We start from the raw sequence: 26,999 nt of genomic DNA on the forward strand, positions 1-26,999 counted from the left end.
ATTTTTATCTTTGTTTAATTAGTTAGTTGAAAATATGGCTGAGAATATAAATAATGATAGAAAGTTCGGTAACTTAGAAAATTATGATAATGAACTTACAAATACTGCTCTAAAAGAGAATAATCAAAATAAGCTGAGAGAGCATTATGAAAATATCACTCAAGCCTTAAATGCACGAAGTAGCCATCATCATAGCTTAGTAAACTCGGTTAAATAAACTTCTGTTCCTATTACCTCTCCCATTGAGGACATACCTTGAACAATTCTACATAATATTATTATAATAGAAGCTGTTATACCAATTGTAAGTAGGAAGTAATGCCATTACTATGCACGAAGTAGCCATCACCATAGTTGTTATAACTACTGTAGTTTTTCGCCCATATGTATCGCCTAAATATCCAAAAACGAGAGCCCCGAGTGGTCTAAAGATAAAAGTAGCACATAAAGCTGCTATAGAGTAAAGCGAAGTAGCATAAGCATCAGCTTTTGGAAAAAAGCTCATTAAGAAGTACGGACATATGGACATAAAGCATAAGATCAAAATATTCCAATAAGGTTCCTACAGATAACAACCCTACAGCTTGTTTCTGTTCTTTTGTCAAACTTCTTTGTTCTTTTTCGTAGCCTAGCATAATTTTTGTATAAAAAATTAAATTGTAAAAAAATTATACTGTTTTGTATAAAAGTCAATAAAGGATTTTGTCTTATATAATTTAAATAGATTAATAATATTTCCCAATGCCTAATTACAAATCAGAGGAATATATAATATATTAGACCAAACTTTATCCCAACCTTTTGCATGAGAAATATTAGGAAAAGTTTGTTTTTTTACACATAGTGAGTTACTTGTTTTTACGTAAAGTTCTGCTATGAAAGGCGGGACTCTTTTGTCCTCCATACCGGAGAGATGTAATTGAGGGATATTATTAACCTGCTTTGCATAATTTATCGGGTTTAACGATTTAACTAAGTAACCACGATAATTATGATATTTATCAAATTTTTCAGTATCTAAATTACCGGCAATCGTTATAATATCTTTAACATTACTATTTTGAGCGGCAATTAATATTGTAAGCCCGCCGCCACCAGAGAAGCCGACTAAGCTAAATTTTTGTCCGTTATTGATAATATTTATGACATTGTTAATTGAATCTACGACTTCCTGCCCCATTCTTTTATCTAACCAATAATCGCTAATGCATTTTGAGTTCATTTCTAAAGGAGTATATTGGCAAGGTCTTGCTATATAAACAATATTCGGTCTTTTATCCATTGTAGCAAGCTTTAAGAGCATCGGATTAACGGGAGTAGGGTTGTTGGAATTAGCAGATCTATCCGCAAGATGTCCATCTCCCTCAATATAGAATACAAAAGGTAGGTTACGGTCGGTAATACGCTGATAAGTCGTAAGAGTAAAATCACCTCCGTTTACTAGCTGCATCTGAAAGTTATTTTGAGTTGCTATATCTTGCGAATGCTTTACCCTACTAGCTACATCATGGGTAGTAGAACACCCTGAAAGAAATATTGATGTAAGGAATATTATACAAAGAAGTTTTTTCATAATATTTAAGGTTATATTTGGTGGAGTTATTTACATGGCTTTAATGACATTCCTGTGTGGACATCAAATCGTCATTGCGAGTGGGCATTGTTGCGTGGATCAATTGCACCTCTGTCATCCCGTGGCTTGACCACGGGATGACACAGTGAATTTTATCGAACCACGCAGGGCAGGCAATACCTGCTCGCAATGATGACAGAAAATAATTAAAACGGTATTTCGTCGTCTAAGTCGCTATGATCAAAGGAATGATTTTTAGTTTCAGGATGTTTATATTCGCTATGCCCTGAATCTTGAGTATGATTATTAGAGTTTTTACTATCTAATAATATTAATTGTGAATTAAAGTTTTGTAACACAACTTCCGTGGTATATTTTTCTTGACCTGAATTATCATTCCACTTACGGGTTTGCAATGAACCTTCAATATATAATTTACTACCTTTTGTGACATAGCGTTCTACAACAGATACTAACCCTTCACTAAATATCACTACTCTATGCCATTCAGTTCGTTCTTTTCGTTCGCTGGTAATGCGATCTTTCCAAGTTTCGGTTGTTGCTAAGGAAAGATTAATGATTTTTTTCCCTTCGCCCGTAGTTCTAATTTCCGGATCACGCCCTACATTACCTATTAATATTACTTTATTTAAACTACCTGCCATAGATTACTACCTATTTTAAAATATTATTATTGCAATAATAAAATAAAAGAGCCTATAATACTACAGGTTTTTTAAAAAATATCTCAAAAATTTTGTAGTGAAGTGATTATGAACCAAGAATATATTAAGGTACGCGGTGCTAAAGAGCATAATCTAAAAAATATAAATGTTGATATTCCAAGGAATAAATTTGTTGTTATCACCGGTCTTAGCGGTTCAGGCAAGTCTTCTTTAGCTTTTGATACTATTTATGCAGAAGGTCAAAGGCGATATGTTGAAAGCTTATCTTCATATGCAAGGCAATTCTTACATTTACAAAATAAACCGAATGTGGAATCTATTTCCGGATTATCGCCTGCTATTGCAATTGACCAAAAAACTACTTCTAAAAATCCTCGTTCTACGGTTGGAACTATAACGGAAATTTACGATTATCTTAGGTTATTATATGCAAGGGTGGGTATTCCTTACTCTCCGGCAACCGGTCTTCCGATACGTAGCCAAACGGTTTCCGAGATGGTAGATATAATTAATGAACTACCTAAAGGTACGAAAGTATATTTACTCGCTCCTATTGTTAGAGGACATAAGGGTGAGTTCAAACGTGAAATTATGAATCTGAAAAAACAAGGCTTTCAGAAATTAATAGTTAACGGTGAGGTTTGCGAAATTGATGATTTACCGAAACTTGATAAAAATAAGAAGCATAATATAGAAGTCATCGTTGATAGAATAGTTCTAGACGAAAGTTTAGGTAATAGGCTTGCAGATAGCTTAGAGAGTTCGTTAAATCTTGCCGAGGGTATTACTTATTTGGAAATTGTAGAATTGCCGCCGGCAGTTAAGACCGAGTTTGAAAAAAATCAGCATATTACTTTTTCCGAAAAATATTCTTGTCCGGTATCGGGTTTTCAGCTTACTGAAATAGAGCCTCGAATCTTTTCTTTTAATAGCCCTTTTGGAGCATGTCCTAAATGTGAAGGAATAGGTAAAGAGTTTTTCTTTGATAGAGATTTAATAGTTCCGGATCAAAGAATTTCTATTAAAGACGGTGCAATAGTGCCTTGGGGTAGTACATCTTCTAAATTTATCCTAGAGACATTAAAGGCTCTTGCCGATCATTATAAATTTTCTATTGAAGTACCTTTTGTAAGTTTATCACAAAATGTTAAGGATATTTTATTTGAAGGTTCAGGAGAAGAGGCAATAAAGTTTGAATTTCACGACGGTTCTAAAACGCAAATAATAAAACAACCTTTTGCCGGTATAATACCAAGTTTGCAAGAAAAGGACCGTACTATAGAATCGGTTTTAATTAAAGAAGAACTAGCTAAATTTAAGTCAGAACATAAATGTACTGCCTGCTCAGGGTTTAGATTAAAAGACGAAGCATTATGCGTTAAAATAGCGAATCTTCATATAGGCGAAGTAGCAGGTATGAGTATTGCAGCCTTGCAAAAATGGTTTAGTCACTTAGAAGAAAAATTAAATAAAAAGCAATTATTTATTGCCGAACGTATACTCAAAGAAATTACCGAGAGATTAAAATTTCTTATGAATGTTGGGCTTGATTATCTAACGTTATCACGAGAAGCAGGTACTTTATCGGGAGGGGAAAGTCAGCGTATTCGTCTTGCATCTCAAATAGGTTCAGGGCTTAGCGGTGTTTTATATGTACTTGATGAGCCGTCTATCGGTCTTCATCAACGAGATAATACAAGATTAATTGAGACACTAAAAAGGCTTAGAGATCTGGGTAATACCGTTTTGGTAGTCGAGCATGACGAAGAAACAATGTATGAAGCAGACCATATTATTGATATAGGACCGGGAGCCGGTATTCACGGCGGTCGTGTTATTGCGGAAGGAAATGCTGAAGAAATAAAGAATTTTGAAGAAAGTATTACAGGTAGGTATCTAAGCGGTCGTCAAACAATCAAAGTGCCTTCTGAAACAAGAGTAGGGCATGATAATAGGGCAATTGAATTACTTGGGGTGGTTTCCAACAATTTAGATAATGTTGATATCAAAATTCCGCTTGGTACTTTTACTGCTATAACGGGAGTATCGGGAAGCGGTAAATCAAGCTTGATGATTCATACTCTATATAAAGCGGCTCTAAAGCATTTAGAGCCAACTAGCAAAGTATTTCCCGGCAAATATAGAGAATTAAAAGGACTTGAATATATTGATAAAATTATCGATATTAATCAATCTCCGATAGGTAGAACTCCTCGTTCAAACCCTGCGACTTATACAGGTGCCTTTACCCATATTAGGGATTGGTTTGTGGAATTACCTGAATCAAAAGCTAGAGGGTATAAAGTAGGCAGATTTTCGTTTAACGTTAAAGGCGGTAGATGTGAAGCATGCCAAGGTGACGGGCTGATTAAAATTGAGATGCATTTCCTACCTGACGTATATGTGAAATGTGATATTTGTAATGGTCACAGATATAATAGAGAAACGCTTGAAATAAAATATAAAGGCAAGTCTATTGCTGATATTTTGATGATGACGGTAGAAGATGCAATGCAATTTTTTGAAAAAATACCATTAATCTATGAAAAACTAATTACCTTAAATGAGGTGGGTCTAGGTTATATCAAAATCGGTCAGTCTGCTACTACTCTTTCAGGAGGCGAGGCACAACGTGTTAAGCTTGCTAAAGAATTATCAAGACGTTCAACCGGTAAAACGCTTTATATACTTGATGAACCGACTACAGGACTACATATAGACGATATTAATAAATTGTTAAAAGTATTACATAAACTTGTTGATATGGGCAATACCGTTTTAGTTATCGAGCATAATTTAGATGTTATAAAAACGGCAGATTATATTATTGATGTCGGTCCTGAAGGCGGTGACAAAGGCGGTAAGATAGTTGTATGCGGCACTCCTGCCGATATCGCTGCTTGTGAGGAAAGCCATACCGGTAGATATTTAAAGCAATATTTGGAATAAGTATAATGCCGTTAGCGTTCACGGGTGTTGCGTGACCTATTATTCCTCTCTGTCATCCTGTGGCTTGACCAGCCTTGTTTCATAGATATCGAATCGTCATTGCAAGCAGCCGTAGGCTGCGTGGCAATCCAGAAAAATAATAAAAAATTTTTACTGGATTGCTTCGTCAAAACTTACAGTTTTTCCTCGCAATGACGAAAAAACCCATGCATGCAACAACCGGTTTGACCACTGGATTCAGTAAACATATAAAAATTTAATTTTATATGTTTACTGAATCCCGTGAATAAATCACGGGATGACAGAGAGGAATAATAAGCCACGCAATACTCGTGAACGGTTATCTAATGCTTATGATCGTGGTGGTGGGTATAGAAGCCTAGAGAAGAAAGTGCATTTGAGAATTCAGAGTTAGGAGTTATTTCGTTTGGTATTCCGCTACAACATATATGACCGTTTAAGCATATCACTTGATCGGAGTTTTTTATTACGGTAAATAAATCATGAGAAATCATAAAAACCGTAATATTTAGCTTTTTACGAATCAAATTAATAAGCTGATAAAATTCTTGTTGGCTTGTTACGTCTAAAGACTGTAACGGTTCATCTAAAATAATTAAGTCGGGATTATTAACTATTGAACATGCAAGAACTACCTTTTGAAACTGCCCTCCTGAGAGCTTAGAAATTTCTTGATCTTTTATATGTTCCAAATCAATTAATGATTTAATCTCTTTAATATTGTTATTAAAATTACTAGGTGCTAACAAATCTAAAAATTTTTTTACTGTAATAGGTAGATCAGGGGTTAATCCGAACTTCTGCGGTACATATCCGATTTTTAATTTGGGATCAATTATAATCTCGCCGTTTGTAGGTTTTTCAAGGCCAAGCATTAATCGTACTATGGTAGTTTTTCCTGCACCGTTAGGTCCAATTAAAGTAGTTATATTATTTTTTTTGACAGTGAAACTAACATTATTTATCGGCAATTTATTACCGAATTTTTTAGATACGTTACGAAACTCGATTATAGGTTTTTGCATGTATCGGTTCACTCCTGTCATCCCGTGGCTGCATTATGTAGAATAAATGCCGATTAGTTCTGCTTCGGCAAGTAAATGTTTTTGCAAAGCCAACACTAAATCTTGTTTACTAGCATTCTCATCAAGCTCAAGATAATCATTTAGAGCGTATAGTTTAAAAAAGTAACGATGAGGTTTGCCGGCAGGTGGACAAGGACCGCTGTATTTTTTTTCTTTCCAGCTATTATTTAAAATTTTAATATTGCTATCTATTTGTCCTTCTGAAAGCTTAGTAACAGAAGCAGGAATATTATAGATTATCCAATGATCCCATATACCGTGCGGTGGTGCTATTTCTACCGGTGCATCCGGATCATCCATGATAAGTGCAAAAGATTTAGTATCTGCAGGAGCATTATTCCATTCTAGATGCGGTGAAACATTTTGTCCTTTACAAGTAAATTTATCAGGAATGCGGTCATTATGTTTAAACGTCGTACTTGTTATTATGAAAGTCATGATTGCTCTCTTAGTTTAAGGGATGTCATCCCCGTGGCTTTACCACGGGATCTTGTGTCACAGGCTGAGTCCTGAGATACCACGATCAAGTCGTGGTATGCACAGGAATTGATCCACGCAGGCAATGCCTGCTCACAATGACGTTTGGTCTATCAATTCACAACTTGCCATTGTCCGTCAGGTTGGCGGCATGCATTACCGTATGCTTTTTGTTGTTTTCCGCCTATTACAACTGTTTGAGTGTACTCACGGCAATATTGACCTGTACTATTTCTATAAGTTTTATTAGGTGTTACGTAACCGTAATTGCCGTTATCCGGATTACGCCATTCTGTACTACTACCGCTAGGAGCTGCTTCTAAAGCTCTTTGTGAGGTGAGTTCTGCAAGTCTTCTATCCTGCTCATCCATACCTGCACCGATTTGTCCACCAAGAACTGCTCCAAGTAATGCACCTACACCTACTCCGACAAGCTGTCCTTTACCTTTACCGAATTGAGAGCCAAGTAATGCGCCGCCGGCACCGCCAAGAAGTGTTCCTGTACCTTGTTTATTCATACCGCCCGGACCGTTACAGGCTTGTAATATAGAAGCTGCAAGAGCTATAATCATAATTTTAGATAATAGTTTCATATAATTCTCTCTAAATTAATATATATTAATATATAATTTAATAAGTATATGGTTTTTAGAATTTTGTAAAGTTAAAACCAGATTCTGTAAACAAAATTTAAATTATTTGTATTTTAAAATATTATTTTTAATTTTGTTCACGGAACCTAATTATAATTGAATTTTATATTTTCTTTGTTAAACTATAAAAAATAAATTGGAAAGATTTGTCATGGATACTAATAGCCGTAATCGGTTAATAAAATCGGCATCTTATTTATCGGTTACTACGGCATTAATTATTTTAAGTATAAAATTATATGCTTGGGTTGTTACCGATTCGCAATCAATCCTTGCTTCTTTAATTGATTCGATGCTTGATATAACTTCCTCCTTTATTAATTTAATAGCTTTAAGATTTGCCCTGCAACCGCCGGATCATCATCATCGATTCGGGCATGAAAAAATGCAGGATTTAACAATTTTTTCTCAATCGATATTTTTCTTTGCTTCAGCTTTTTTTGTAGGCTTTTCTTCGGTTAAATCGTTATTTGAAAAAACAAAACCGGAGAATATTAGCGACGGTACTACTGTAATGTATGTATGTATATTCTTAACAATTATTTTAGTACTTTATCAAACTTATGTAATTAAAAAAACAGGATCGGAAATAGTAAAAGCCGATAAGCTTCATTATTTCACAGACTTACTAACTAATGTTATAGTAATTATCTCTATAAATTTAAGTGATTATTTTTGGTTTGTTGACCCATTATTTGGTGTAGTTATTTCGTTATATATATTTCACTCTTCTTATTCTTTATTTAAAAAGGCATTTAAAAATTTAGTAGATCATGAATTACCCGAACAAGATAGACAAAAAATTATCTCGATAGTTAATAACCATTTAGGCGTAAAAGGTATGCACGAAATGAAAACTAGATATGCCGGTCAAAAAGCTTTTATCCAGTGCCATTTGGAAATAGACGGCAATATGTCGCTTTATAATGCTCATAAAATTAGCGATGAGATTGCTTTTGAAATATTGCAGGAATTTTCGGAGGCTGAAATAATTATCCACCAAGATCCTTTTGGAATCGAAGAACACGTAAATTACCGTGAATATATTGTTAGATAAAGAAGCTAATTTTAATAATTTTTTCATGGAGCAAGCTTTAAAACAAGCACGGATTGCTTTTGATAAAAATGAAGTTCCGGTCGGAGCGGTGATTGTAGATAGGTTAAATCAGAAAATTATTGCTAGTACCCATAACAATACGGAAGAAAAAAATAACGCTCTTTGTCATGCTGAAATTATTGTTATTAATGAAGCATGTAATCTTATATCTTCTAAAAATTTAAATGATTATGATATTTACGTTACTTTAGAACCTTGTGCTATGTGTGCGGCAGCTATAGCTCATAGCAGGTTAAAACGTTTATTTTACGGGGCTTCTGATTCCAAGCACGGAGCAGTCGAAAGTAATTTACGATATTTTAACAGTAGTGCTTGTTTTCATAGACCGGAAATATATAGCGGAATTCTTGCCGAAGATTCGGGGCTATTAATGAAAGAGTTTTTTAAAAGGATACGATAATCATGGTAGAGCATTGCCTGCGTGGATCATAAAGTATGCTCGGTGTCATACCGTGGCTTGACCACGGTATCCATAAAAATAACTTAAAAATACTAATAAATTTTAGTATTTTTAACTGGATCCCGCGATCAAGTCGCGGGATGACAAATGAAAAACCTATACACGCAACAATGCTTTTGCGGGAATGACATAGAGGATTGCAAGAATGAAATAAAGAAGTAAGAAAATATGCTAAAACTATTAACCCCCTATTATTTTAATAAATTATCGAAGGTTATAATACTTATATTAGCTATATCTACTTTCCTAATGATGATTATAGGTCTTTATTTAGCCCTCATAGTTTCGCCGGTAGATTATCAGCAAGGTGAGTTTGTACGCATTATGTATGTTCATGTTCCTGCTTCTTGGATGGCCCTTGGTGTTTATGTTTTCATGGCAGCATGCAGCTTTAGCTATTTAGTATGGAAAACTACTATTAGCTATTTGCTAGCCGTAGCTTCTAGTTACGTTGGAGCTACTTTTACTTTGATTAGTTTAGTAACAGGTTCTTTATGGGGAAAACCTATATGGGGGACATGGTGGGTTTGGGATGCAAGACTTACCTCCATGCTCATATTATTTTTATTATATTTAAGCTATATTATTATAGTGAATAGTGCGGATAATATAAGAAAAGCACAAAATCCTGCTTCGATTATTGCTATTATCGGACTGATTAACATACCGATAGTAAAATTCTCGGTAAATATTTGGTATAGTCTGCATCAGCCTGCTAGTGTTTTAAGGTTTGGTTCTCATACTATTCATTCTTCAATGTTAAAGCCTTTAGTTATTATGTTTATAAGTTTTATACTATATTTTTTGTTAGTATTACTTTTAAGAACCTCTATATTAATCGATAAAATTAAGAATCGATAACAAAATGACCTATGTTGTAACCGATGAATGCGTAAAATGTAAATATACCGATTGCGTTGAAGTATGTCCCGTAGATTGTTTCTATGAAGGTGAATTTATGCTAGTTATCAATCCTGATGAATGTATAGATTGTGGCGTGTGTATTCCTGATTGTCCTATAGATGCTATTAAACCCGAATCACCGGAGTTAATAGAATGGGTAGAACGTGCAAAAGATTTTATAGAAAATAAAGGATGGAAAAATATTACCAAAAAAAAACCTGCTTTGCCTGATGCCGATAAATTTAAAGATGAGAAAGATAAGTTTAATAAATACATAAATAACATGAATTAACTATAATGTGTTTATTTTGTCACAAAACTTAATAAAAGCTTTATTATATGAATCTAATTGCCGATTAAATATAGAACTAAAAAATATAATATGTTATATATGCTATTAAGATAATGTTTAATTATTTAATTTTGAGGTGCTAATCATGAAAAAGTTACTTTTAATAGCTGCAAGTGCAACAATTTTATCTTCTAGCGTATCATTTGCCGAGGGCATGGATAATGAGTGGTATTTAAGAATAGATGCCTGTGCAGCAATGTTTAATAAAGAAAAAGATAAGGCAACCGGTGTTAAATTAAAATCTAATATAACTGTTCCAGTTGATTTAGGTATCGGTTATTATATTTCCGAAAATTTTAGAGCCGATTTAACTTTAGGTACTATAATCGGTGGGAAGTTAAAGAAATCCGGAGCTGCGACTAATGCACCTTTTACCGGTACTAATGTTTCAGCAAGCCATAAACCTACTATTACACGTTTACTTATTAACGGTTATGTAGATTTAACTAATTTTGATATGTTCGATGTTTTTGCTGGTGCCGGTGTTGGTCCTGCATTAGTTAAAGAAAAAATTACATATAATGGGATAACCGGTCTTTCATCTAACACTAAAAACAGAACTAATATCTCTTACAAGCTAACTTTAGGTACTTCTGCGCAAATTGCCGACGGTGTTAAAGCAGAACTAGCTTATAGCTGGATATATGATGGTAGAACAAAAAGTAAGAATGTAATTTACCAAGGAACAAGTGTACCAACCGGTGGCATGCGTTATCAAAGCCACAACTTAACAGCCGGTATAAGATTTGATATATAATTAACAAGAATATATTAATAGTTTTAGGTAATAATCTAATGTCATTCCGTGGCTTGACCACGGGATCTAGAAATACAAAAAAAAGACTGGACTCCGTGGTCAAGCCACGGAGTGACATTAAACGACAACTCAGAAATGTCACTTAAAACTATTTTTTATCGAATTTAGGTAAAAATTGTAAAATTATTATCTAATATCGTTTTTACTAACAACTAATAAAATTTAAAGGAAAAATTTAACAATATGAAAAAATTACTTTTAATAGCAGCTGCAAGCACAGCACTTTTAACTTCCGGTCTTTCATTCGCTGATTGCGATATGAATTCTTCTGTAGATTCATCTACTAATTCATCGATGTCATCATCTCTGGAAAATCAATGGTATTTAAAACTTAATGCCGGTGGCGTGATTTTTGATAAAGCGAAATCTTCAAATAGCAGTGTTAAGTTAAAATCCAATACAGGTTTTACCGGTAATATTGGAGCAGGTTATTATATCATGGATAATTTAAGAACTGATTTCACAATTGGAATGGTAACAAATAACTACATGAAAAAGTCTACAAATGTTTCAACCTCTAGCTCTACTGTTACTACTGTACCATCGGTTATTTCAGCAGGTGGACAACTTATTATTAATGGTGTTGTGATTCCAGGAGGTGTGTTTACAAGTGGTCCTGGCGGCACTGCTACAGTATCAGTAAAACATAAACCTACTATTGTAAGTGCATTACTTAACGGTTATGTAGATTTTATTGATTTAAGTATGTTTAAAGTTTTTGCAGGAGCAGGTGTCGGTGCTGCGTTAGTAAAGGAAAAAGTAAATATTTCAACTAAGACTGTTGCTAATAATAATGTTATTAGTAGTACTAATTTTTCAGGAACCACTAAAAACAAAACCAACTTTGCTTATCAATTATCTTTAGGAACTTCATTTGAAGTAGCACAAGGTGTGAAAGCAGAACTCGTTTATAGCTGGACAGATTACGGTAAATCAAAAACTAATACTAAAAATGTTGCCGGAAATAAAGTTAAATTTGGTGGAACCCGTTATAAAGGTAATAACTTAATGGCAGGATTAAGATTTGATATGTAATTAACTCTCAAATCTTTTTACAAGCTAAAAAGGAGTCTTTAATCAAAGACTCCTTTTTTTGTTTGTGTGCCTTGGTATTGCCTACGTGGATACTGAGGCGTCATGAGCTAAGCGACTGTAAGGTATTATCGCATGATTCAGCTTTTTCGTCATTGCGAGGAAAATTACGAAGTAATTGACGAAGCAATCCAGTAAAAAATTCTGATTTACAGAATTTTTTTAATTATTTTCTGGATTGCCGCGTCGCCTACAGATCCTCGCAATGACGACTTGGGTATCTACGCAACAACGCCTGCTCGCATTGACGATTGAGTATTCACGCAGGCAATGGTCATAAGATTTGTGGGAACGCATGCAGAGTATGATAAGATAAATGTTAAGGAGATTTGAGTATGGAAATAAATATTATAAAAACAGAAAAAGAATATAAAGAAGCATTAAAAGAACTAGATAATTTATTATATGCAAAAGAAAATTCCTCAAAAGCTGAAAAATTAGAAATATTATCAATATTAGTAGAAGATTATGAGAATAAACATTATAAAATAGAAGCACCTGACCCAATTGAAGCAATTAATTTTAGGATAGAACAGCTTGGACTTTCTAGAAAAGATTTAGAAAAGAGCATAGGTTCAAGAAGTAAAGTATCTGAAATTCTTAATAAAAGAAGACCTCTTACTTTATCTATGATTAGAAAATTACATAAAAATTTAAATATTCCGGCGGATATTTTAATTCAAGAAATCCACACGAAGAGAGCATGACTTAATTCTCATACTTTAGGCTTTTGCTTATAAAACGTTACGTTCATTTGATGTATTGCTTCAAAGCCTAAATAAATTTTAATACGTTCTAGAATAATATCTTGATAATAAGGTAATTCTGCTGCCGTAGCATTATCTTCTGCTTGTATAAACAGCGTATTAATCTTTTGTTTTTTATAAGTATAGGTGGTGATTTTTAAAGGTAATGCTTTAGTACTGAAGTTAAATCCGACTATTTTATTCCAGTTAATCATGATTTCAGGCAGCAATGGATGTTGTTTGGCAAATATACGTCTAACTATTTTATCAATATCCTCTTTAATTAGCTTCATTTTAATAAACTCTGCACTGTTAAAGTTATGACGGCTAAAGCAAGCATTATAGATATTACGGGAAAATGTAAAGATGTAACCGATATGATCATTAAAAATATATTACAAACTGCTATAATCGATACTACTTGTTTATGAGACTTACCTTTTTGTACTGCTTTTTGGAAAAAATGCTTTAAATGAGGCTGCCAAATTTTTTCTTTATTGAGTAGCCGAATTAATATGGTTAGTACGGCATCGGTAATGTAATATAAGTTAGCAATAGCACAAGCTATAAATAAATTAGTGCTTGTAAGAGCAAGCAGGAGCAAGCAAAGACCCGTTAAGAATCCAAGGCTAATACTTCCCACATCTCCTAAAAATATTTTTGCCGGATGCCAATTAAATATTAAAAAACCACAAGAACAACCAAGAATAATAACATTTACACTAGATATAAAATACGAGTTATCAATAGTAGGAAATTGTAAAAAACATAATATAAGCATAGTGCTAGATAGATGAATAGATTCTATGCAGCTCATACCGTCTATACCGTCCATAAAATTATATATATTAATAAAGCCGCTTAAAGCTATAACTAAAATAGAATATATTAGTATATGGACGGAATTTACCTGTGAAAAAAGAAAAATAGCAAAAGCTGCACAAATTAAGTGGACTATTAAACGAATTAGAATAGGTACGGCTTTTAAGTCATCTAAAAAAGAAACCGAGGAAATTACCAATAATAAAGGTAGTATTTTTGTTGAATTAATAAGATTATTGCTTGTTATATATTCAAATCCGCTCAAAGCAATCATTACGACAATTACAATAGCAAGACCGCCGCCGCGCGGTGTTATCTTATCATGAGAGCGACGACTACTCGGTACATCAACTAAACCGATTGCAGGAAGATATTTAGTTAATATATATGTTAATATAGCGGTTGCTATAAAAGAAAAAATAAATAGTAGACTTCCTGCATAACTTGCTCCTAAAGGTAATTTGTGCGTCAATCCGGTACTCGCATCCTCACGTACTAAAGTGTACGCTGCGGCGGCAAGCGCTCCCGTGTTTCCTGCAAATTCCTCTTTATTAGCTACGTTATGCAGGAAGTCTAAAATGCTATAGCTATTTATATTCATAGTAACATATTAGATTTAAAACTATAATATTTGTTATTACTTATAATGACGTGATCATGTACTATAATATTTACGGTTTGGCATGTCTCTACTATCTTATTTATCATATGAATGTCGGCTTTTGAAGGTTCAGGGCTACCGCTTGGATGATTATGCACAAGTATAAGGCTGCTTGCTTCGTTAAATAAAGCTCGTTTAATTATCTCACGTGGATATACCGCAGCTTGGTCTATAGTTCCTTGACTTAAAACCTCATCGGTAAAATATTTTTCTTATTCAAAAATAATATACGAAATTGCTCGAGTCGCATATTGCCCATATTAACTTTTAAATAATCAATCAAAGAACTCCAAGAAGCAATAATATTTTTATTTATTATTTTTTGTTTCAATACTCTATTTATCAACTCACGTATTAGAGCAAAATTAATATATAAATTTTCATTAGTACCTTTAATACTAAGTAGCCTTTCTTTATCAAGATTAATTAAATCCGTAATATCAAAATGGTCAAGTAACTTTTTAGCAAGAGGCTTTACGTCTTTACGAGGGATAGCCGAAAATAACATTACTTCAAGTAATTCGTAATCGGAAAAATGTTCTGCTCCGGCGGTAACGAAGCGTTCTTTTACCCTTTTACGGTGACCTATATAATGAGGCGTACCTATTTCATCATTACCGAATTCTATCAAATTATTTTCTAACATTGTGTGAATCAAATTGAATATGGAGGGTATTTTAATTTTTTCGGTGATAACGTAAATATTTCAAAACCGTCTTTAGTCACGCCTATAGTATGCTCAAATTGAGCCGATAATGATTTATCACGTGTAGTAACCGTCCATCCATCTAGTTTACTTAATATAGTGTCGTAATTACCGGCATTTATCATAGGTTCAACGGTGAAAAACATCCCTTCTTCTAACGTTATACCCGTGCCGCTGCGACCGTAATTTAATATTGACGGTTGGTCATGAAAAACTCTTCCGATACCGTGACCCGTATAATCTCTAACCACAGAATAATTATGTTTCTCGGCATAGCTTTGAATAGCATGTCCGATATCACCGAGTTTAGCACCAGGTCTAACTACTTCAATCCCTTTCATCATTGTATCATAAGTTACTTGAATAAGACGCTTTGGCTTAATTGCTACGTCACCAACATAATACATACGGCTAGTATCACCGTACCAACCGTCTAAAATTACCGTAACATCAATATTTACTATATCACCGTTTTTTAATGGCTTATCGTTTGGAATGCCATGACAAACCACATGATTTATAGAAGTACAAATCGATTTCGGAAAGCCTTTGTAATTTAACGGTGCAGGAATGGCATTATTAGAAGTAATAAAATTATGACAAAGGTCATTTAAACTATTAGTAGTGACGTTCGGCTTTACGTAATCAGTAATAAAATCGAGTGTCTCTGCAGCTAATTTCCCAGCTGCTCGCATCTTTATGAAATCTTTTTCCGTATGGATTTTTATAGTCATGAATTTTGGTTACCTTTCACTCAAGTAAAAAAATGTATTTTTTATAATACAAAATGGTTCTTTTAATGTAAATAACTTATCCTATTATTGAGAAGTGCTGCTATGTTACTTGATTTAGGTTTTGGATATTATATAATTGCTAATATAATTATTATTTAACATAATGGGTGTAGTTAGGTTATTAATTTGCTCTTTCTGTTGTGGCTGCACATTCAAATTCTCATCCATTTCTTAAATTTGTAGGTTCAGAAATCGCAGTACAATCTTTTTTCATGATTTCCGGCTTTTATATGGCTATGATTCAGAGCAATTATACAAGCAAAATAAAATTTTGGAAAAGTAGATATTTAAGGCTTTATCCTACTTATATCTTTTGTATTTTAGCTACTTTCCTCTTGCAGCAAAAATTTTCTTTTTTAAGGCAATTGTATAATCTTCCATTTCCGGCTGGTTTTTTTTAATTTTTACAAACCTAACAATGTTGTTTCAAGATGTAACAATGTTTATTGGAATTAATAATAATACAGTACATTTTACAAAATACTTTACTGACTCCACGCCTCCTCTTTATCAATTTTTGTTGATACCTCCTGGTTGGTCAATTGGGTTAGAAATTTCTTTTTATTTAATAGCACCTTGGATTCTAAAAAAGAAAAATATCTATATTTTATCCATAATTTGTATATCTTTAATTACTAGAATTATTCTTCAGTTTAACGGATTTATAGGAGATCCTTGGTCTTATAGATTCTTTCCTTCTGAACTTGCAATTTTCTTAATCGGTAGTCAAGCATTTTATATTTATTCTAGTAAAGAAATAAACGAAAAAAAGCCTTGGCTTAGTCAATTACTCTATTTATATATTATATTAATAATTATTACTTTTCCGTTTATCCCAATAGAGCCTCAACTAAAAAAATTACTTTTTTATTGTTTATTTGCTCTATCTTTAGGAAAAATATTTGACTTAACCAAAGATAATAAGTTAGATAAATTAATTGCTTTACTCTCTTACCCAATATATTGTTGTCATTTAATTGTCTTGTATAACATATTACCTGCTATTTTATATTGGGCTGATAATGGGAAATTTCTTAATACGTTGGTTACTTTTATAACAATAATAATTATTTCTTTTTTAATTTATTTCTTTATTGAAAAGCCTATAGAGTATTATAGAAAAAGATATAAAACTCATAATTTAGCTTAATATTTAAAACTATGCTATATTACATAAATAAAATTCTTTCAAACAATAAGGTACAAGCTGTTATCTTAGGGATAATCGGGCTTTGTATTGTTACTGTTCTCACGTCATATAATATAGACGATCCGTCTTTTAACTCGGTCACAACAGAGTACCCTAGTAATTTAGTCGGAATTTTTGGCTCTTATTTATCGGATTGTTTATATCAATTTTTTGGATTGGCTGCTTTTATTATACCGCTTGCTTGCTTTGTTTGGGTGAGAAATTGTTGGTATGGAAGATATCGCGGCTCATTTATCCGTATATTTGTAATGTTGCTCGCTCTCGTTAGCAGTAGCACGTTATTATCTAAGATTAAGCTAGAATTCATACCGGCAAATGCAGGCGGAGCTATTGGAATAATAGCTTCTAATTTTTTTGAGCGATTTACAAATCAACTATACTTATTATTAATATTTTTTACCTTTATTATATTAGTTGTTTTACTTGAAATTAAATTTACTTCTTTAAGTAATTTTATTATTAAGCTAGGTAAATTTTTAATCTATCGGGTACAATCTTTTTTACATAATGTATTTTCACGATTGTCGTCGATAAGATTATTCCCTACTAAAAAAAGTGATAAGATAAATATAACTTCTTCTTACCAAAAGCCTGTAAGTGAAAAAGTAAAATTCACTGAAGAAGCAAGACCCATACCTGCAAATCCTATAAAATTCTTTAGCAAACCTGTTAGCCCTAAAATATCTCAAAGCGAAATAGCAGAATTGCCGCCTATTTCCTTATTACGTGATCCTGAAAACCATCATGTAAAAGGGGCTTCTTCCTCAGAGCTTAAACAAAAGGCTGAAGAGTTATTAACCGTGCTTAATGATTTTGGAGTTAAAGGGCAGATAATTAATATCAATCAAGGACCGGTGGTAACTCAATATGAATTTGAGCCGGCAGCAGGTACTAAAACATCAAGGGTAGTAGGATTATCTGGCGATATAGCACGCTCACTATCTGCTTTATCAACAAGGATAGCAGTCATACCCGGCAAAAACGTACTTGGTATTGAGCTTCCTAATAAGCAACGTGAATTCTTTTGTTTGAAAGAGCTTATAGAGACTCCCGAATACCAAGACAAATCAACTTTATTGCCGTTAGTCTTGGGTAAAGATTTAGCAGGTAAGCCGTTAATTGCCGATCTTGCTAAAATGCCTCATTTATTAGTAGCAGGAACCACCGGCTCAGGTAAATCCGTCGGTATTAATGCGATGATTGTATCGCTCTTATACCGCTATACTCCCGAAGAATGCCGCTTTATCATGATCGATCCGAAAATGCTTGAATTATCGGCTTATGATGGAATACCGCATTTGCTAACTCCCGTGGTAACCGAGCCTTCTAAGGCGGTAGTTGCTCTTAAATGGGCAGTTAAGGAAATGGAAAACCGTTATAGAATGATGAGCAATATCGGTGTTAAGAATATCGCAGGTTATAATGCAAAAATCTTAGAAGCGGTTAAAGAGAATAGAGTAATTGAGCGTTCGATTCAAACAGGTTTTGATCCTGAAACCGGTAAGCCTATTTATGAAACCGTTACGATGAATATGGAAAAACTACCTTACATTGTGGTTATTGTTGATGAGATGGCTGATTTAATGCTAATTGCCGGTAAGGATATTGAAATGCTGATTCAAAGGCTTGCTCAAATGGCAAGAGCGGCAGGCATTCATATTATTATGGCAACGCAAAGACCTTCTGTAGACGTTATTACCGGTGTTATTAAAGCCAATTTTCCAAGTCGTATTAGCTTTAAAGTTACCTCTAAAATCGATAGCCGAACGATTTTAGGCGAGCAAGGCTCCGAGCAGTTACTCGGTATGGGTGATATGCTATTTATGGGTAATACTTCAAAGATAAGTAGGGTACACGGACCGTTTGTTAATGAAGCCGAAATTGAGAAAATTACGGAATATTTGAAAGAGACCGGTACACCTGAATATATCTCTGCCGTTACCGAGCAGTCTGAAGAAGACGATAGTAGCATTGATATCGGTGACGGCACATCTGATAAAGTGCTTTACAAAAAAGCCGTGCAGATAGTGCGTGACGAGCGAAAATCTTCCATTAGCTATATCCAAAGGTCGCTTAGAATCGGCTATAACAAAGCCGCCAACTTAGTTGAGAAGATGGAGAAAGAGAGAATAGTCTCACCACCGAATCATACAGGTAAAAGAGAGATATTATTGCCTGAGAGATAAATGTCATTCCCGCGAAGGCGGGAATCCAGTACTTTTAGCTGTCATACCGTGGCTTGACCACGGTATCTTGTATCCACAGGCTGCGTGGCAATCTCGTCAAATATCCTGAGATTGCTTCGTCAATTACTTGCGTAATTTCCTCGCAATGACGACTCGGTATCTACATTTATCATTGACATTATTAATATATTTTAATAATTGCCGCCGCAATATATTAAATAATGGAAATAATTCAATGACTACCTCTAACACTGGAACCAGACACCCAAGTTACTATGCCTCATATGCAAAAATTACCCCTAAAGATTATATAATATCACGTCTTAAAGCTTTAAAAGCTAAGATAGCGAAAGTAAACCCGATGGCATAATAAATGGTCGGATTTACATATAGCGGTAGGATCTAAAGAAATAAAGTTAGTAGAAGCTTTGTGTAATGAAAAAAATATTAATGCTACAGATGCTAAATGTAGAACTCCTTTGGAGTTAGCAATACTTGGTCATGATTTAGAAATAGTAAAATTTTTAGTTCAGATGGGAGGAAAGATTGCTCCTAATATGTATGGTTGGTCTGCTATTCACTTAGCAATAAAAATCGGTAATGTGTAGAAATGGTAGAATATTTATATGAGAATACGGAATTTCAAAAGTACGATAAATATGGCTATACTTTACATGATTGGGCAAGAGCAATGGGGAATGGTAAAATAGTACAATTTTTTCATGATAAAAATCATAATAATAATAAAACGCCTCTAGAGCTAGCCGTAGAATCGAAAAATATCTCGTCAGTAAAAGCGTTAATTAGCAAAGGTGCTAAATTTGATATTAAAAGCGAACTCGGTTATAAGATTTTTGAACTTATTATTGATTCTGAAGATTTGAGATTAATAGAGTATCTAGTAAATCATACACTAGTCGGTAAAAACACGGGGCAGCAAACACTTTTAGAAAAAGTAACTCAAATTTATGACAAGAATATAAACACCTCAAAACTAGTAAAAATTTTGATTAAAGATTACGCCGAATTTGATAAAGCTTTAGGACAAAAGCTTTTACAAAAAGCAATATATGCCGGTGATTTAGAGTTAGTAGAAACTTTATATAGTAAAGGTGTTGATGCTCAGTACAAAGACCAATTAGGACGTCTAGCTCTGCATCATGCTATAAAAGCTAATTGCGGTGAAGAATACAGTTTTTAATTGAACATACTACGGATATTAATTATCGTGATAAATCAGGTTTAAATCCTTTAGGCTTAGCAAAGAGTAATAATTGTACAGTAGCTACAAAATTATTACTCGAAGCCGGTGCTTATGAAGGTTATATGTATGATGATGTTATTAAGGTGTTAGGGAGAGAGAGTACGGATACTAAATCGTCATTGCAAGAGGTATTGCCTGTGTGGATACTACCGAGTCGTCATTGCGAGAAAATTACGAAGTAATTGACGAAGCAATCTCAGGATATTTGACGAGATTGCCACGCTCTCTACGTTCGCTCGCAATGACGATTCGGTCCACGCAACAAGGTCTGCTCGTAATGACGAAGGCCGGTCCACGCAGGCAACGCCGTTACAAAATGACATATAATCTATACAAATGCCATATATTCATACTAAATTTGTAAAAATATCATCTAAATTATTAATTATAATAGACATATTTAAAAAATTGTATTAAATTATAACACTTTCTAAGTTATTTAATTTTTATTAAGGTTTACATATGGCGAATATTTCTCCAAAATTATTTCAAAAGGCAATTCAAAAAGGTCTTAAAACCGCTTTATTCACCACCTCAACCGCAGCATTAATGCTGAGTAGTAGCGGGGCGTTGGGTGTTGCTGCGGGTGTTATTTCTACTAATGATGCAGTATTTAGTGATCTTGCTGCTGCCGGTAATTGGAATAAGATAACGGCTGGAGGAGTAGCTAATGGTACTCCTGTTGACGGTCCTCAAGACAATAAGGCATTTACTTACGGTGGTAATCATACTATCACTGCAGATGAAGTCGGTCGTATTATTACGGCTATAAATGTTGCGGCTACTAATCCTGGAGGCCTAAATATTACTGAAAATACCAGCGTCGGTTCTATTGATACAGATGGTAACTTGTTGCCTGTTACTATTATTGCCGGCAAAAGTTTAACTTTAACCGGTACTGCTGCGGTTGTTGCACATCATGGTTTTGGTGCTTTTGCTGATACTTATACGGGTTTAGGAAATATAACTTTAGGGGGAGCGAATGCTGGACTAATTATACAATCTGCAACTCCGGCAAAGATAACACTTACAGAAAATATAGATGGAGGAGGTATAATAACTGCCAATACAGATGCTGCCATTAACGGAACAATAGGTAATGTTAATCCAGCAGCTCAAATAAGCGTTGGGGCAAGTACCCTTTCTCTTGGAGGGGCGGTTATTAAAGCCACTACGACTAACTTAACAAATGCTGCGTCGGTATTAACCCTTACAAATGCAAATGCAGTATTAACAGGTGCTATTGATAACACCACAGGCGGTGATAATGTAGGTGTCTTAAATTTAAATGGTGCATTGAGTCAAGTAACCGGGAATATAGGTAATACGAACTCATTAGCAGAGTTAAGTGTAGGAGCAGGTTTGCTACAAGTACAAGGTGGAGTAGTAAAAGCGAATGCAATAAACTTAACGAATAATGCGTCAGCAGTGACATTTATGAATCCTGTAGTAGTGACCGGAGCGATAGATAATACTGGTAATGCTGGTAACGGTGTAGCAACATTTACCGGAGCAAGTACGGTAACCGGGAATATAGGTAACACGGCAGCATTAGCAACAGTGAATGTAGGAGCAGGAATAACATTACAAGCCGGAGGAAACTTAATTACAAATAATATAAATTTTGGAGCAGGCAGTACGTTAGAGTTTAACGGTCCTCTTGATGGTGGTGGTAACATAATTACTTATGGGTTTAAAGGAGCTATAGTAAACGGTAATAATGCTACATTAAATGTTAATACAAAGTTACTTATAGCATATGATCCAACTGCGGGAACAATCGCAACAATCAATATTAAAGCCGATAATAATTTTGCATTTGATGCAAGTGCCGGTGATGTTACTATATTAGATGGTCAAGCGATTGTTTTTGAAGATGCAAATTCTATTTTAACTCTTTCTAACCTAACCGGAGGCGGAGTAAATAATATATTATTAGCAGCTGATTTAGCGGCACCTGGTGCCAATGAAGGTCAGTTAATCTTTGATGGTGGGGTTAATGGACTGAATATCGGAAGTAATCTAGCAGGTACTGTTAGAAATATTGGTGATGCAGGCGGTAATAAATTTGAAAATTTACTTATTAATCATGTGGTTACAATAACCGACGATGTAAATTTAGGTATACATGACTTGGTTATTAACGATAATGCAGATTTTACTAGTAGTACAGCATTTAATGCTGATGCTATACAAATAAACAATGCTACTTATAGGATTGATGCAAATGGCGGTGATTTAAATGTACCGGCAGCAAATATTGAATTTGCCCATGCAGATGCAGAGTTAGTATTACAAAATAGTTCAAATGCAAATGACCGTACAATCACATTAGGTGCAGATATAGATCCTAATAATGATGATGAAGGTATAGTAACCTTAAATTCCGTAAACGCAGGAAGAAAATTAACAATAGACGGAGGGATTACATTCGGTAGAGCTAAGAGGTTACAAGCTATAAAATTTCAAGGAGCAGGAAATTTGGGTACAGTAGGTATCACTTTTAATACAGCAAATATAGAGCTTGATACTACAGGTGTGCTAGAGCTTGGAGCTACTACGGCGAATGTAACATTAATTAATGATGCCGTTCAGTTAACTCAAACCGGTAATATTGGCGGTTTCTTAGATTTTAATGCAAAAAACGGTACGGTAACATTAAATAACAATGTAAATGTTGCGGGAGCAGTCCAAAATACCGGTGGTACTAATAACGGTACGTTAATAGCTTTAGGTGCAAGTAATCTTAATAGTGTAAACGGGATTGCTATGTTAAAAGTCGGTGCAGGAGCTGTAAGCATAACCAAAGGCGGTAATACTAGCATCACCGAGATCCAAGGTAACGGTACTGCACTCTTAACATTACCTGCAAACTTTAACTTAACAGGCAGCATAAATAAAACCGGCGGTCAGGCTCTGAAGCTAAACTTCACAAATGGTGGCAGTGTTAGTGGTGTTGTAGGGACTGTGGCTAATTCGGTTGGTGATATCACAACGGCAGGTGCTACAAGTTTTGCAAGCAGTGTTAACGCAAAAGGTACGGCGACGCTCAGCGGTACTACAAGTTTTGCCGATACATTTACTAATACAGGTGCTGTTACTTTAGCCAAAGGTTCTATCACTAATTTTGCTAAAAATGTAACGGCTACCAGATTTGCAGCTAACGGTGCTACTATTAATTTCGGCAATAGCCTAGCCTTTAATAGTAATATAACAGGTAGCGGTACTACACTTACTTCAGGTGCAAATCAAGTAACATATACCGGCACCGGTAGCTTTACCGATATGCTAACCTTAAATACTACTTTTGACGGAGCAGCTAAGTCAGGCGGTAATATCTTAATTAAATCAGGCAGTACTCTTGATTTATCAGGGGTTTCAACTTTAGCACTTGTTGTTACTGCTACTAATTTCGACATTAATAATATAGATCCAAATACCAAATATACGGTAATATCTGCAGAAACAGCAGGCGGTTTAAAGCCTACTCCCGCAGATAATGTTAAAGTAACCGTTAATAATGACAACCGCTTTGTCAACTTTACTTTTGATGCATCAACTTTAACGCTATTTGCGAAGGATGTATCTCAAGAAGTGATAGATAACAACTTCAAACCGGGCGGACCACTTACAAATATCCCAAATGCTGCAAATGTAAAGAAATCGCTTGAGTTAATGGAGCAAGCACCAATCGGTTCGGATGCACGTTTAGCTTTCGGTAACTGGGGAAAACTGACTCCAATCCAAGAAGCAGATGCTGTAACTCACCTCATGCAAGACGTTGTAAAACCTAGCGATACTATAACTGCTATTAATAATCAAGTTATACTAAGTAATATCTCAAGTAGCTTAATTAATCTAAATGCTAGAATGGATGCAATACAGCCGGCTGCTGTAGCTGCCGGTGATGAGGACAGAGATGCTAAGTTTGGTGCATGGATAAGTCCGTTTGTCGGTAATGCAACGCAGAAGATGCGTAACAATATAAGCGGTTATAAGTCTGATACAACTGGTGGCACTATAGGTTTTGACGGCTTAGTTAACGATGATCTAGCACTCGGGCTTGCATATACAAGAGCCGATACTGATATCAAACTGAAAAATAATAAGACGGGTGATAATAAGGTAGAGAGTAACATCTATTCCGTATACGGTTTATATAATGTACCTTATGAAAATCTTTTCGTTGAAGCTATAGCATCTTACTCGGATAATAAGATAAGAAGCAAATCAAGACGTGTTATTACAACGGCATTAGCGACTACTGCTTATCAAACTGCAAACGGTAAGTATAAATCCGAAAGCTATACAGGTCAGTTAATGGCTGGTTATACTTATGCAATGCCTGAGAACATTAACTTAACACCGCTAGCTGGGCTTAGATATTCGACTATCAAAGATAAGGGCTATAAAGAAACAGGTACTACTTACCAAAATCTTACCGTTAAAGGCAAGAACTATAACACTTTCGACGGTTTACTCGGTGCTAAAGTATCAAGTAATATCAATGTAGGTGAAGTAGTGCTAACACCTGAGCTTTACGCAATGGTTGATTATGTCTTCAAGAATAAAGTTCCGGCGATTGATGCAAGATTACAAGGTATGACTGCTCCTTTCCCAACCAACAGCTTTAAGCAAAGCAAAACAAGCTTTGATGTCGGCGTTGGTGTTACTGCTAAGCACAAAATGATGGAATACGGTATTAACTACGATACAAATATCGGAAGTAAGTATTTCGCTCAGCAAGGTAGTGTAAAAGTTCGTGTGAACTTCTAATATCTTGGTGTCATCCCGTGGTCAAGCCACGGGATGACACTGAGGATCTTAAATAAAAAATTATGTTAGATAATATTAGAAAAACTGCCGATAGTTTTATAATGCGGGTTTTATTCGCAATGATAGCTTTTGCTTTTGTCGGCTTTGGTATTAAAGATGTATTAAACGGAAGAAGAAGCGGTGATATTGTTACTTTTTCTCATGTGAAAAATATCTCCCAGGAAGATTTTTTGAGAGCAAAATCTTTAGAAATTAATGCTATAAATAAGCAATTAACCGATGAAGAAATAGCACAGTTAAATATTGATAACCGAATCCTAAAAAGGCTTGTTTATGATAATGTCTTAGATTATCTAGTTAGCTATTATGACTTAGATCTAAGTGATGATACAGTTAAAATTTTAGTTAAAGAATCACCGGTTTTTAAAAATGAGCAAGGTGTTTTCGATATAAAAATTTTTAAAACTTATTTTAGAAATTCTTATATGGATGAAGAAAAATATTTATTAAACTTCAAAGAAAAAGCTCTAAAAAATATTTTTGTCGGTACTTTTGTAAAAAGTTTCTATGTTCCTAAAGCTATGACTGACAATATAGTAGATTATATGGCTGAAAAAAGAGAGGTAGAATTAATACAAATAGATTTACAAAATAAACCAAAAGATTTACAAATCCCTACTCCTACCGATCAGCAATTAAAGGATTTTTACCAAGATAATAAAACCTCGTTTGAGGTACCTGAGAAACGCAGCTTTTCTTATATTAAAGCTAATATTAAGGATTTAAAAGTCTCAGTTACTCAAGATGAGTTGTTAGAATTTTATAATGAAAATAAAGATGAGTTTGGAAATCAAAGTTTTGAATCGGTACAAAAACAATTACATGATTTATTAAAGGCTCAAAAAATCGACATACTTAATATGGAGTTTGCTAAAAAGCTGGAAGATGAGACGGCAGCTGGTTCTAGCTTAGTTGAAATTGCCGAAAAATATAAGCTACCGATACAAAACGTTAACTATGTCAGTTATGCAGAACTTATTGAAGATAAAATAATTGCCGAAAATGCCGATAATATTTTTGAGCTTTCGGAAGGAGAATTATCTTATCCTATAGAAGCAGAAGATAAAAGCTATCTTATATTGGTAGAATTAAAATCTATTCAGCCAGCAAAAATATCTGAATTTGATGCTATTAAAGAACAGGTAAATAAAGTTTGGATAAAGCAGAATATCGCAGATGTAAACTTAAAGATTATCAAGGATTTAGCAAAGGAATATAATTCAGAGCAAGAGAATATAAAAGAGCTTAAAGCTAACGGAATAAAAATAAGCAAAAAAAATTATATTAGATCCGAAATGGAAAATGATTTAACACTAGCTCCTGAAATATTATTATCAATTTTTAATACTAAAATAGGAAGTAATACGCCTGTATTCCAAGTAGGTGATGAAGTATATTTTGCACATATTAAATCTAGAAGTATAGATGAATTAACGGCTAAAAATATTCATGTCAATTCAGAAAAAAATATAATATATAATATTAAAAATTCTGTAATTGACGAACTAATTAACTACACAATTATTCAGAATGATATGCAGGTAAAGGCTAATTTTAGTAAGTAGGGAAACCCATCGAGTCATACCGTA

General features: G+C 34.2%; 24 protein-coding genes and 5 pseudogenes. 17 read left to right on the forward strand and 12 right to left on the reverse strand.

Annotated features, from left to right (window positions below; genetic code table 11):
• Positions 1-34 precede the first annotated feature (34 nt).
• Positions 35-217, forward strand: a complete 183-nt coding sequence (locus REIP_RS01195) for a hypothetical protein (protein WP_045803612.1) — start codon at positions 35-37, stop codon at positions 215-217.
• Here REIP_RS01195 and REIP_RS08885 read toward each other — a convergent pair.
• The 4 genes and pseudogenes from REIP_RS08885 to REIP_RS01210 form a co-directional block, all read right to left on the reverse strand.
• Positions 196-635 (reverse strand): annotated as a pseudogene (locus tag REIP_RS08885) (MFS transporter); the annotation flags it as partial. The gene REIP_RS01195 and the pseudogene REIP_RS08885 sit on opposite strands and share 22 nt — an antisense overlap.
• Positions 636-745: 110 nt before the next feature.
• Complete coding sequence (locus tag REIP_RS01205; protein WP_045803613.1) at positions 746-1,573, reverse strand: alpha/beta hydrolase family protein; 828 nt, start codon at positions 1,571-1,573, stop codon at positions 746-748.
• A 40-nt stretch (positions 1,574-1,613) separates the two neighbouring features.
• The gene (locus tag REIP_RS11445; RefSeq protein ID WP_197069175.1) at positions 1,614-1,763 is read right to left on the reverse strand and encodes a hypothetical protein; all 150 of its coding nucleotides are present in this window, start codon (positions 1,761-1,763) and stop codon (positions 1,614-1,616) included.
• Positions 1,764-1,779: 16 nt separating this feature from the next.
• Positions 1,780-2,238 carry a single-stranded DNA-binding protein gene (locus tag REIP_RS01210; protein WP_023507241.1) on the reverse strand — a complete coding sequence of 153 codons (459 nt, stop codon included), beginning with the start codon at positions 2,236-2,238 and terminating at the stop codon, positions 1,780-1,782.
• Between the two features lie 108 nt (positions 2,239-2,346).
• On the opposite strand from REIP_RS01210, the gene uvrA reads away from it, so the two are divergent.
• Positions 2,347-5,208 carry an excinuclease ABC subunit UvrA gene (gene uvrA / locus REIP_RS01215; protein WP_045803614.1) on the forward strand — a complete coding sequence of 954 codons (2,862 nt, stop codon included), beginning with the start codon at positions 2,347-2,349 and terminating at the stop codon, positions 5,206-5,208.
• Positions 5,209-5,552: 344 nt separating this feature from the next.
• On the opposite strand, the gene REIP_RS01220 is transcribed toward uvrA, so the two are convergent.
• The 3 genes from REIP_RS01220 to REIP_RS01230 all read right to left on the reverse strand — a co-directional run bounded on the left by REIP_RS01220 (position 5,553) and on the right by REIP_RS01230 (position 7,384).
• Positions 5,553-6,254: a metal ABC transporter ATP-binding protein gene (locus REIP_RS01220; protein WP_045803615.1), complete on the reverse strand. Its 702-nt coding sequence runs from the start codon at positions 6,252-6,254 to the stop codon at positions 5,553-5,555.
• A gap of 33 nt (positions 6,255-6,287) precedes the next feature.
• On the reverse strand, positions 6,288-6,752 hold the full coding sequence (locus REIP_RS01225) for a YbhB/YbcL family Raf kinase inhibitor-like protein (RefSeq protein ID WP_045803616.1): 465 nt from the start codon (positions 6,750-6,752) through the stop codon (positions 6,288-6,290).
• Between the two features lie 152 nt (positions 6,753-6,904).
• A complete protein-coding gene (locus tag REIP_RS01230) occupies positions 6,905-7,384 on the reverse strand; it encodes an RT0821/Lpp0805 family surface protein (RefSeq protein ID WP_023507237.1) in 480 nt (159 codons plus the stop codon).
• Positions 7,385-7,595: 211 nt separating this feature from the next.
• Here REIP_RS01230 and REIP_RS01235 point away from each other — a divergent pair, with 211 nt between their 5' ends.
• The 8 genes from REIP_RS01235 to REIP_RS01265 all read left to right on the forward strand — a co-directional run bounded on the left by REIP_RS01235 (position 7,596) and on the right by REIP_RS01265 (position 12,892).
• Complete coding sequence (locus REIP_RS01235; protein ID WP_008581078.1) at positions 7,596-8,501, forward strand: cation diffusion facilitator family transporter; 906 nt, start codon at positions 7,596-7,598, stop codon at positions 8,499-8,501.
• On the forward strand, positions 8,482-8,961 hold the full coding sequence (locus REIP_RS01240) for a nucleoside deaminase (RefSeq protein ID WP_045803617.1): 480 nt from the start codon (positions 8,482-8,484) through the stop codon (positions 8,959-8,961). The genes REIP_RS01235 and REIP_RS01240 overlap by 20 nt, the downstream gene beginning before the upstream one ends.
• Before the next feature lie 35 nt (positions 8,962-8,996).
• The gene (locus REIP_RS12050) at positions 8,997-9,149 is read left to right on the forward strand and encodes a hypothetical protein (protein WP_231569152.1); all 153 of its coding nucleotides are present in this window, start codon (positions 8,997-8,999) and stop codon (positions 9,147-9,149) included.
• Between the two features lie 40 nt (positions 9,150-9,189).
• Complete coding sequence (locus REIP_RS01245; RefSeq protein ID WP_008581082.1) at positions 9,190-9,882, forward strand: heme ABC transporter permease; 693 nt, start codon at positions 9,190-9,192, stop codon at positions 9,880-9,882.
• A 4-nt stretch (positions 9,883-9,886) separates the two neighbouring features.
• Entirely contained in the window at positions 9,887-10,216 is a 330-nt protein-coding gene (gene fdxA, locus REIP_RS01250; protein ID WP_008581083.1) for a ferredoxin FdxA, read from the forward strand.
• 145 nt (positions 10,217-10,361) lie between these two features.
• A complete protein-coding gene (locus REIP_RS01255; RefSeq protein ID WP_045803618.1) occupies positions 10,362-11,033 on the forward strand; it encodes an outer membrane beta-barrel protein in 672 nt (223 codons plus the stop codon).
• Between the two features lie 243 nt (positions 11,034-11,276).
• Positions 11,277-12,128 carry an outer membrane protein gene (locus REIP_RS01260; RefSeq protein ID WP_045803619.1) on the forward strand — a complete coding sequence of 284 codons (852 nt, stop codon included), beginning with the start codon at positions 11,277-11,279 and terminating at the stop codon, positions 12,126-12,128.
• Between the two features lie 392 nt (positions 12,129-12,520).
• Complete coding sequence (locus REIP_RS01265; RefSeq protein ID WP_023507230.1) at positions 12,521-12,892, forward strand: type II toxin-antitoxin system HigA family antitoxin; 372 nt, start codon at positions 12,521-12,523, stop codon at positions 12,890-12,892.
• 8 nt (positions 12,893-12,900) lie between these two features.
• Here the strand turns inward: REIP_RS01265 and REIP_RS01270 are convergent, their stop codons facing one another.
• From REIP_RS01270 to map, 5 genes and pseudogenes are all read right to left on the reverse strand, one after another.
• On the reverse strand, positions 12,901-13,224 hold the full coding sequence (locus tag REIP_RS01270; protein ID WP_023507229.1) for a DUF721 domain-containing protein: 324 nt from the start codon (positions 13,222-13,224) through the stop codon (positions 12,901-12,903).
• Positions 13,221-14,354 carry a palindromic element RPE1 domain-containing protein gene (locus REIP_RS01275; RefSeq protein ID WP_082068194.1) on the reverse strand — a complete coding sequence of 378 codons (1,134 nt, stop codon included), beginning with the start codon at positions 14,352-14,354 and terminating at the stop codon, positions 13,221-13,223. Before REIP_RS01275 ends, REIP_RS01270 begins: the two co-directional genes overlap by 4 nt.
• Positions 14,341-14,745, reverse strand: a pseudogene (locus REIP_RS10575) (JAB domain-containing protein). The gene REIP_RS01275 and the pseudogene REIP_RS10575 overlap by 14 nt, the downstream one beginning before the upstream one ends.
• Before the next feature lie 6 nt (positions 14,746-14,751).
• Positions 14,752-15,060: pseudogene (locus tag REIP_RS10580) on the reverse strand (UPF0758 domain-containing protein); the annotation flags it as partial.
• Between the two features lie 8 nt (positions 15,061-15,068).
• Positions 15,069-15,854, reverse strand: a complete 786-nt coding sequence (gene map / locus REIP_RS01290) for a type I methionyl aminopeptidase (protein WP_008581103.1) — start codon at positions 15,852-15,854, stop codon at positions 15,069-15,071.
• Between the two features lie 200 nt (positions 15,855-16,054).
• On the opposite strand from map, the gene REIP_RS13545 reads away from it, so the two are divergent.
• The 7 genes and pseudogenes from REIP_RS13545 (at position 16,055) to REIP_RS01320 (ending at position 26,975) form a co-directional block, all read left to right on the forward strand.
• Positions 16,055-16,315: an acyltransferase family protein gene (locus REIP_RS13545; RefSeq protein WP_410525686.1), complete on the forward strand. Its 261-nt coding sequence runs from the start codon at positions 16,055-16,057 to the stop codon at positions 16,313-16,315.
• A gap of 17 nt (positions 16,316-16,332) precedes the next feature.
• The gene (locus REIP_RS10585) at positions 16,333-17,064 is read left to right on the forward strand and encodes an acyltransferase family protein (protein WP_156147386.1); all 732 of its coding nucleotides are present in this window, start codon (positions 16,333-16,335) and stop codon (positions 17,062-17,064) included.
• Between the two features lie 11 nt (positions 17,065-17,075).
• Positions 17,076-19,310: a DNA translocase FtsK gene (locus REIP_RS01300; RefSeq protein ID WP_045803620.1), complete on the forward strand. Its 2,235-nt coding sequence runs from the start codon at positions 17,076-17,078 to the stop codon at positions 19,308-19,310.
• Positions 19,311-19,681: 371 nt separating this feature from the next.
• Positions 19,682-20,082: pseudogene (locus REIP_RS12060) on the forward strand (ankyrin repeat domain-containing protein); the annotation flags it as partial.
• Positions 20,083-20,091: 9 nt separating this feature from the next.
• Positions 20,092-20,511 carry an ankyrin repeat domain-containing protein gene (locus tag REIP_RS13295; protein ID WP_331385736.1) on the forward strand — a complete coding sequence of 140 codons (420 nt, stop codon included), beginning with the start codon at positions 20,092-20,094 and terminating at the stop codon, positions 20,509-20,511.
• 1,149 nt (positions 20,512-21,660) lie between these two features.
• Positions 21,661-25,350, forward strand: a pseudogene (locus tag REIP_RS01315) (autotransporter outer membrane beta-barrel domain-containing protein); the annotation flags it as partial.
• Between the two features lie 62 nt (positions 25,351-25,412).
• Positions 25,413-26,975 carry a SurA N-terminal domain-containing protein gene (locus REIP_RS01320; RefSeq protein ID WP_045803622.1) on the forward strand — a complete coding sequence of 521 codons (1,563 nt, stop codon included), beginning with the start codon at positions 25,413-25,415 and terminating at the stop codon, positions 26,973-26,975.
• Positions 26,976-26,999 lie beyond the last annotated feature (24 nt).

Origin of the sequence: Rickettsia endosymbiont of Ixodes pacificus, assembly GCF_000965155.1 — a bacterium.
Taxonomy (GTDB): domain Bacteria; phylum Pseudomonadota; class Alphaproteobacteria; order Rickettsiales; family Rickettsiaceae; genus Rickettsia; species Rickettsia tamurae.

What these genes read in the sequence shown, in the direction of transcription:
- REIP_RS01195 (WP_045803612.1), top strand. Translation starts at nt 35, where the DNA reads ATGGCTGAGAATATAAATAATGATAGAAAGTTCGGTAACTTAGAAAAT.
- REIP_RS01205 (WP_045803613.1), bottom strand. Translation starts at nt 1,573, where the DNA reads ATGAAAAAACTTCTTTGTATAATATTCCTTACATCAATATTTCTTTCA.
- REIP_RS01210 (WP_023507241.1), bottom strand. Translation starts at nt 2,238, where the DNA reads ATGGCAGGTAGTTTAAATAAAGTAATATTAATAGGTAATGTAGGGCGT.
- uvrA (WP_045803614.1), top strand. Translation starts at nt 2,347, where the DNA reads ATGAACCAAGAATATATTAAGGTACGCGGTGCTAAAGAGCATAATCTA.
- REIP_RS01220 (WP_045803615.1), bottom strand. Translation starts at nt 6,254, where the DNA reads ATGCAAAAACCTATAATCGAGTTTCGTAACGTATCTAAAAAATTCGGT.
- REIP_RS01225 (WP_045803616.1), bottom strand. Translation starts at nt 6,752, where the DNA reads ATGACTTTCATAATAACAAGTACGACGTTTAAACATAATGACCGCATT.
- REIP_RS01230 (WP_023507237.1), bottom strand. Translation starts at nt 7,384, where the DNA reads ATGAAACTATTATCTAAAATTATGATTATAGCTCTTGCAGCTTCTATA.
- REIP_RS01235 (WP_008581078.1), top strand. Translation starts at nt 7,596, where the DNA reads ATGGATACTAATAGCCGTAATCGGTTAATAAAATCGGCATCTTATTTA.
- REIP_RS12050 (WP_231569152.1), top strand. Translation starts at nt 8,997, where the DNA reads ATGCTCGGTGTCATACCGTGGCTTGACCACGGTATCCATAAAAATAAC.
- REIP_RS01245 (WP_008581082.1), top strand. Translation starts at nt 9,190, where the DNA reads ATGCTAAAACTATTAACCCCCTATTATTTTAATAAATTATCGAAGGTT.
- fdxA (WP_008581083.1), top strand. Translation starts at nt 9,887, where the DNA reads ATGACCTATGTTGTAACCGATGAATGCGTAAAATGTAAATATACCGAT.
- REIP_RS01255 (WP_045803618.1), top strand. Translation starts at nt 10,362, where the DNA reads ATGAAAAAGTTACTTTTAATAGCTGCAAGTGCAACAATTTTATCTTCT.
- REIP_RS01260 (WP_045803619.1), top strand. Translation starts at nt 11,277, where the DNA reads ATGAAAAAATTACTTTTAATAGCAGCTGCAAGCACAGCACTTTTAACT.
- REIP_RS01265 (WP_023507230.1), top strand. Translation starts at nt 12,521, where the DNA reads ATGGAAATAAATATTATAAAAACAGAAAAAGAATATAAAGAAGCATTA.
- REIP_RS01270 (WP_023507229.1), bottom strand. Translation starts at nt 13,224, where the DNA reads ATGAAGCTAATTAAAGAGGATATTGATAAAATAGTTAGACGTATATTT.
- REIP_RS01275 (WP_082068194.1), bottom strand. Translation starts at nt 14,354, where the DNA reads ATGAATATAAATAGCTATAGCATTTTAGACTTCCTGCATAACGTAGCT.
- map (WP_008581103.1), bottom strand. Translation starts at nt 15,854, where the DNA reads ATGACTATAAAAATCCATACGGAAAAAGATTTCATAAAGATGCGAGCA.
- REIP_RS10585 (WP_156147386.1), top strand. Translation starts at nt 16,333, where the DNA reads ATGTTGTTTCAAGATGTAACAATGTTTATTGGAATTAATAATAATACA.
- REIP_RS01300 (WP_045803620.1), top strand. Translation starts at nt 17,076, where the DNA reads ATGCTATATTACATAAATAAAATTCTTTCAAACAATAAGGTACAAGCT.
- REIP_RS01320 (WP_045803622.1), top strand. Translation starts at nt 25,413, where the DNA reads ATGTTAGATAATATTAGAAAAACTGCCGATAGTTTTATAATGCGGGTT.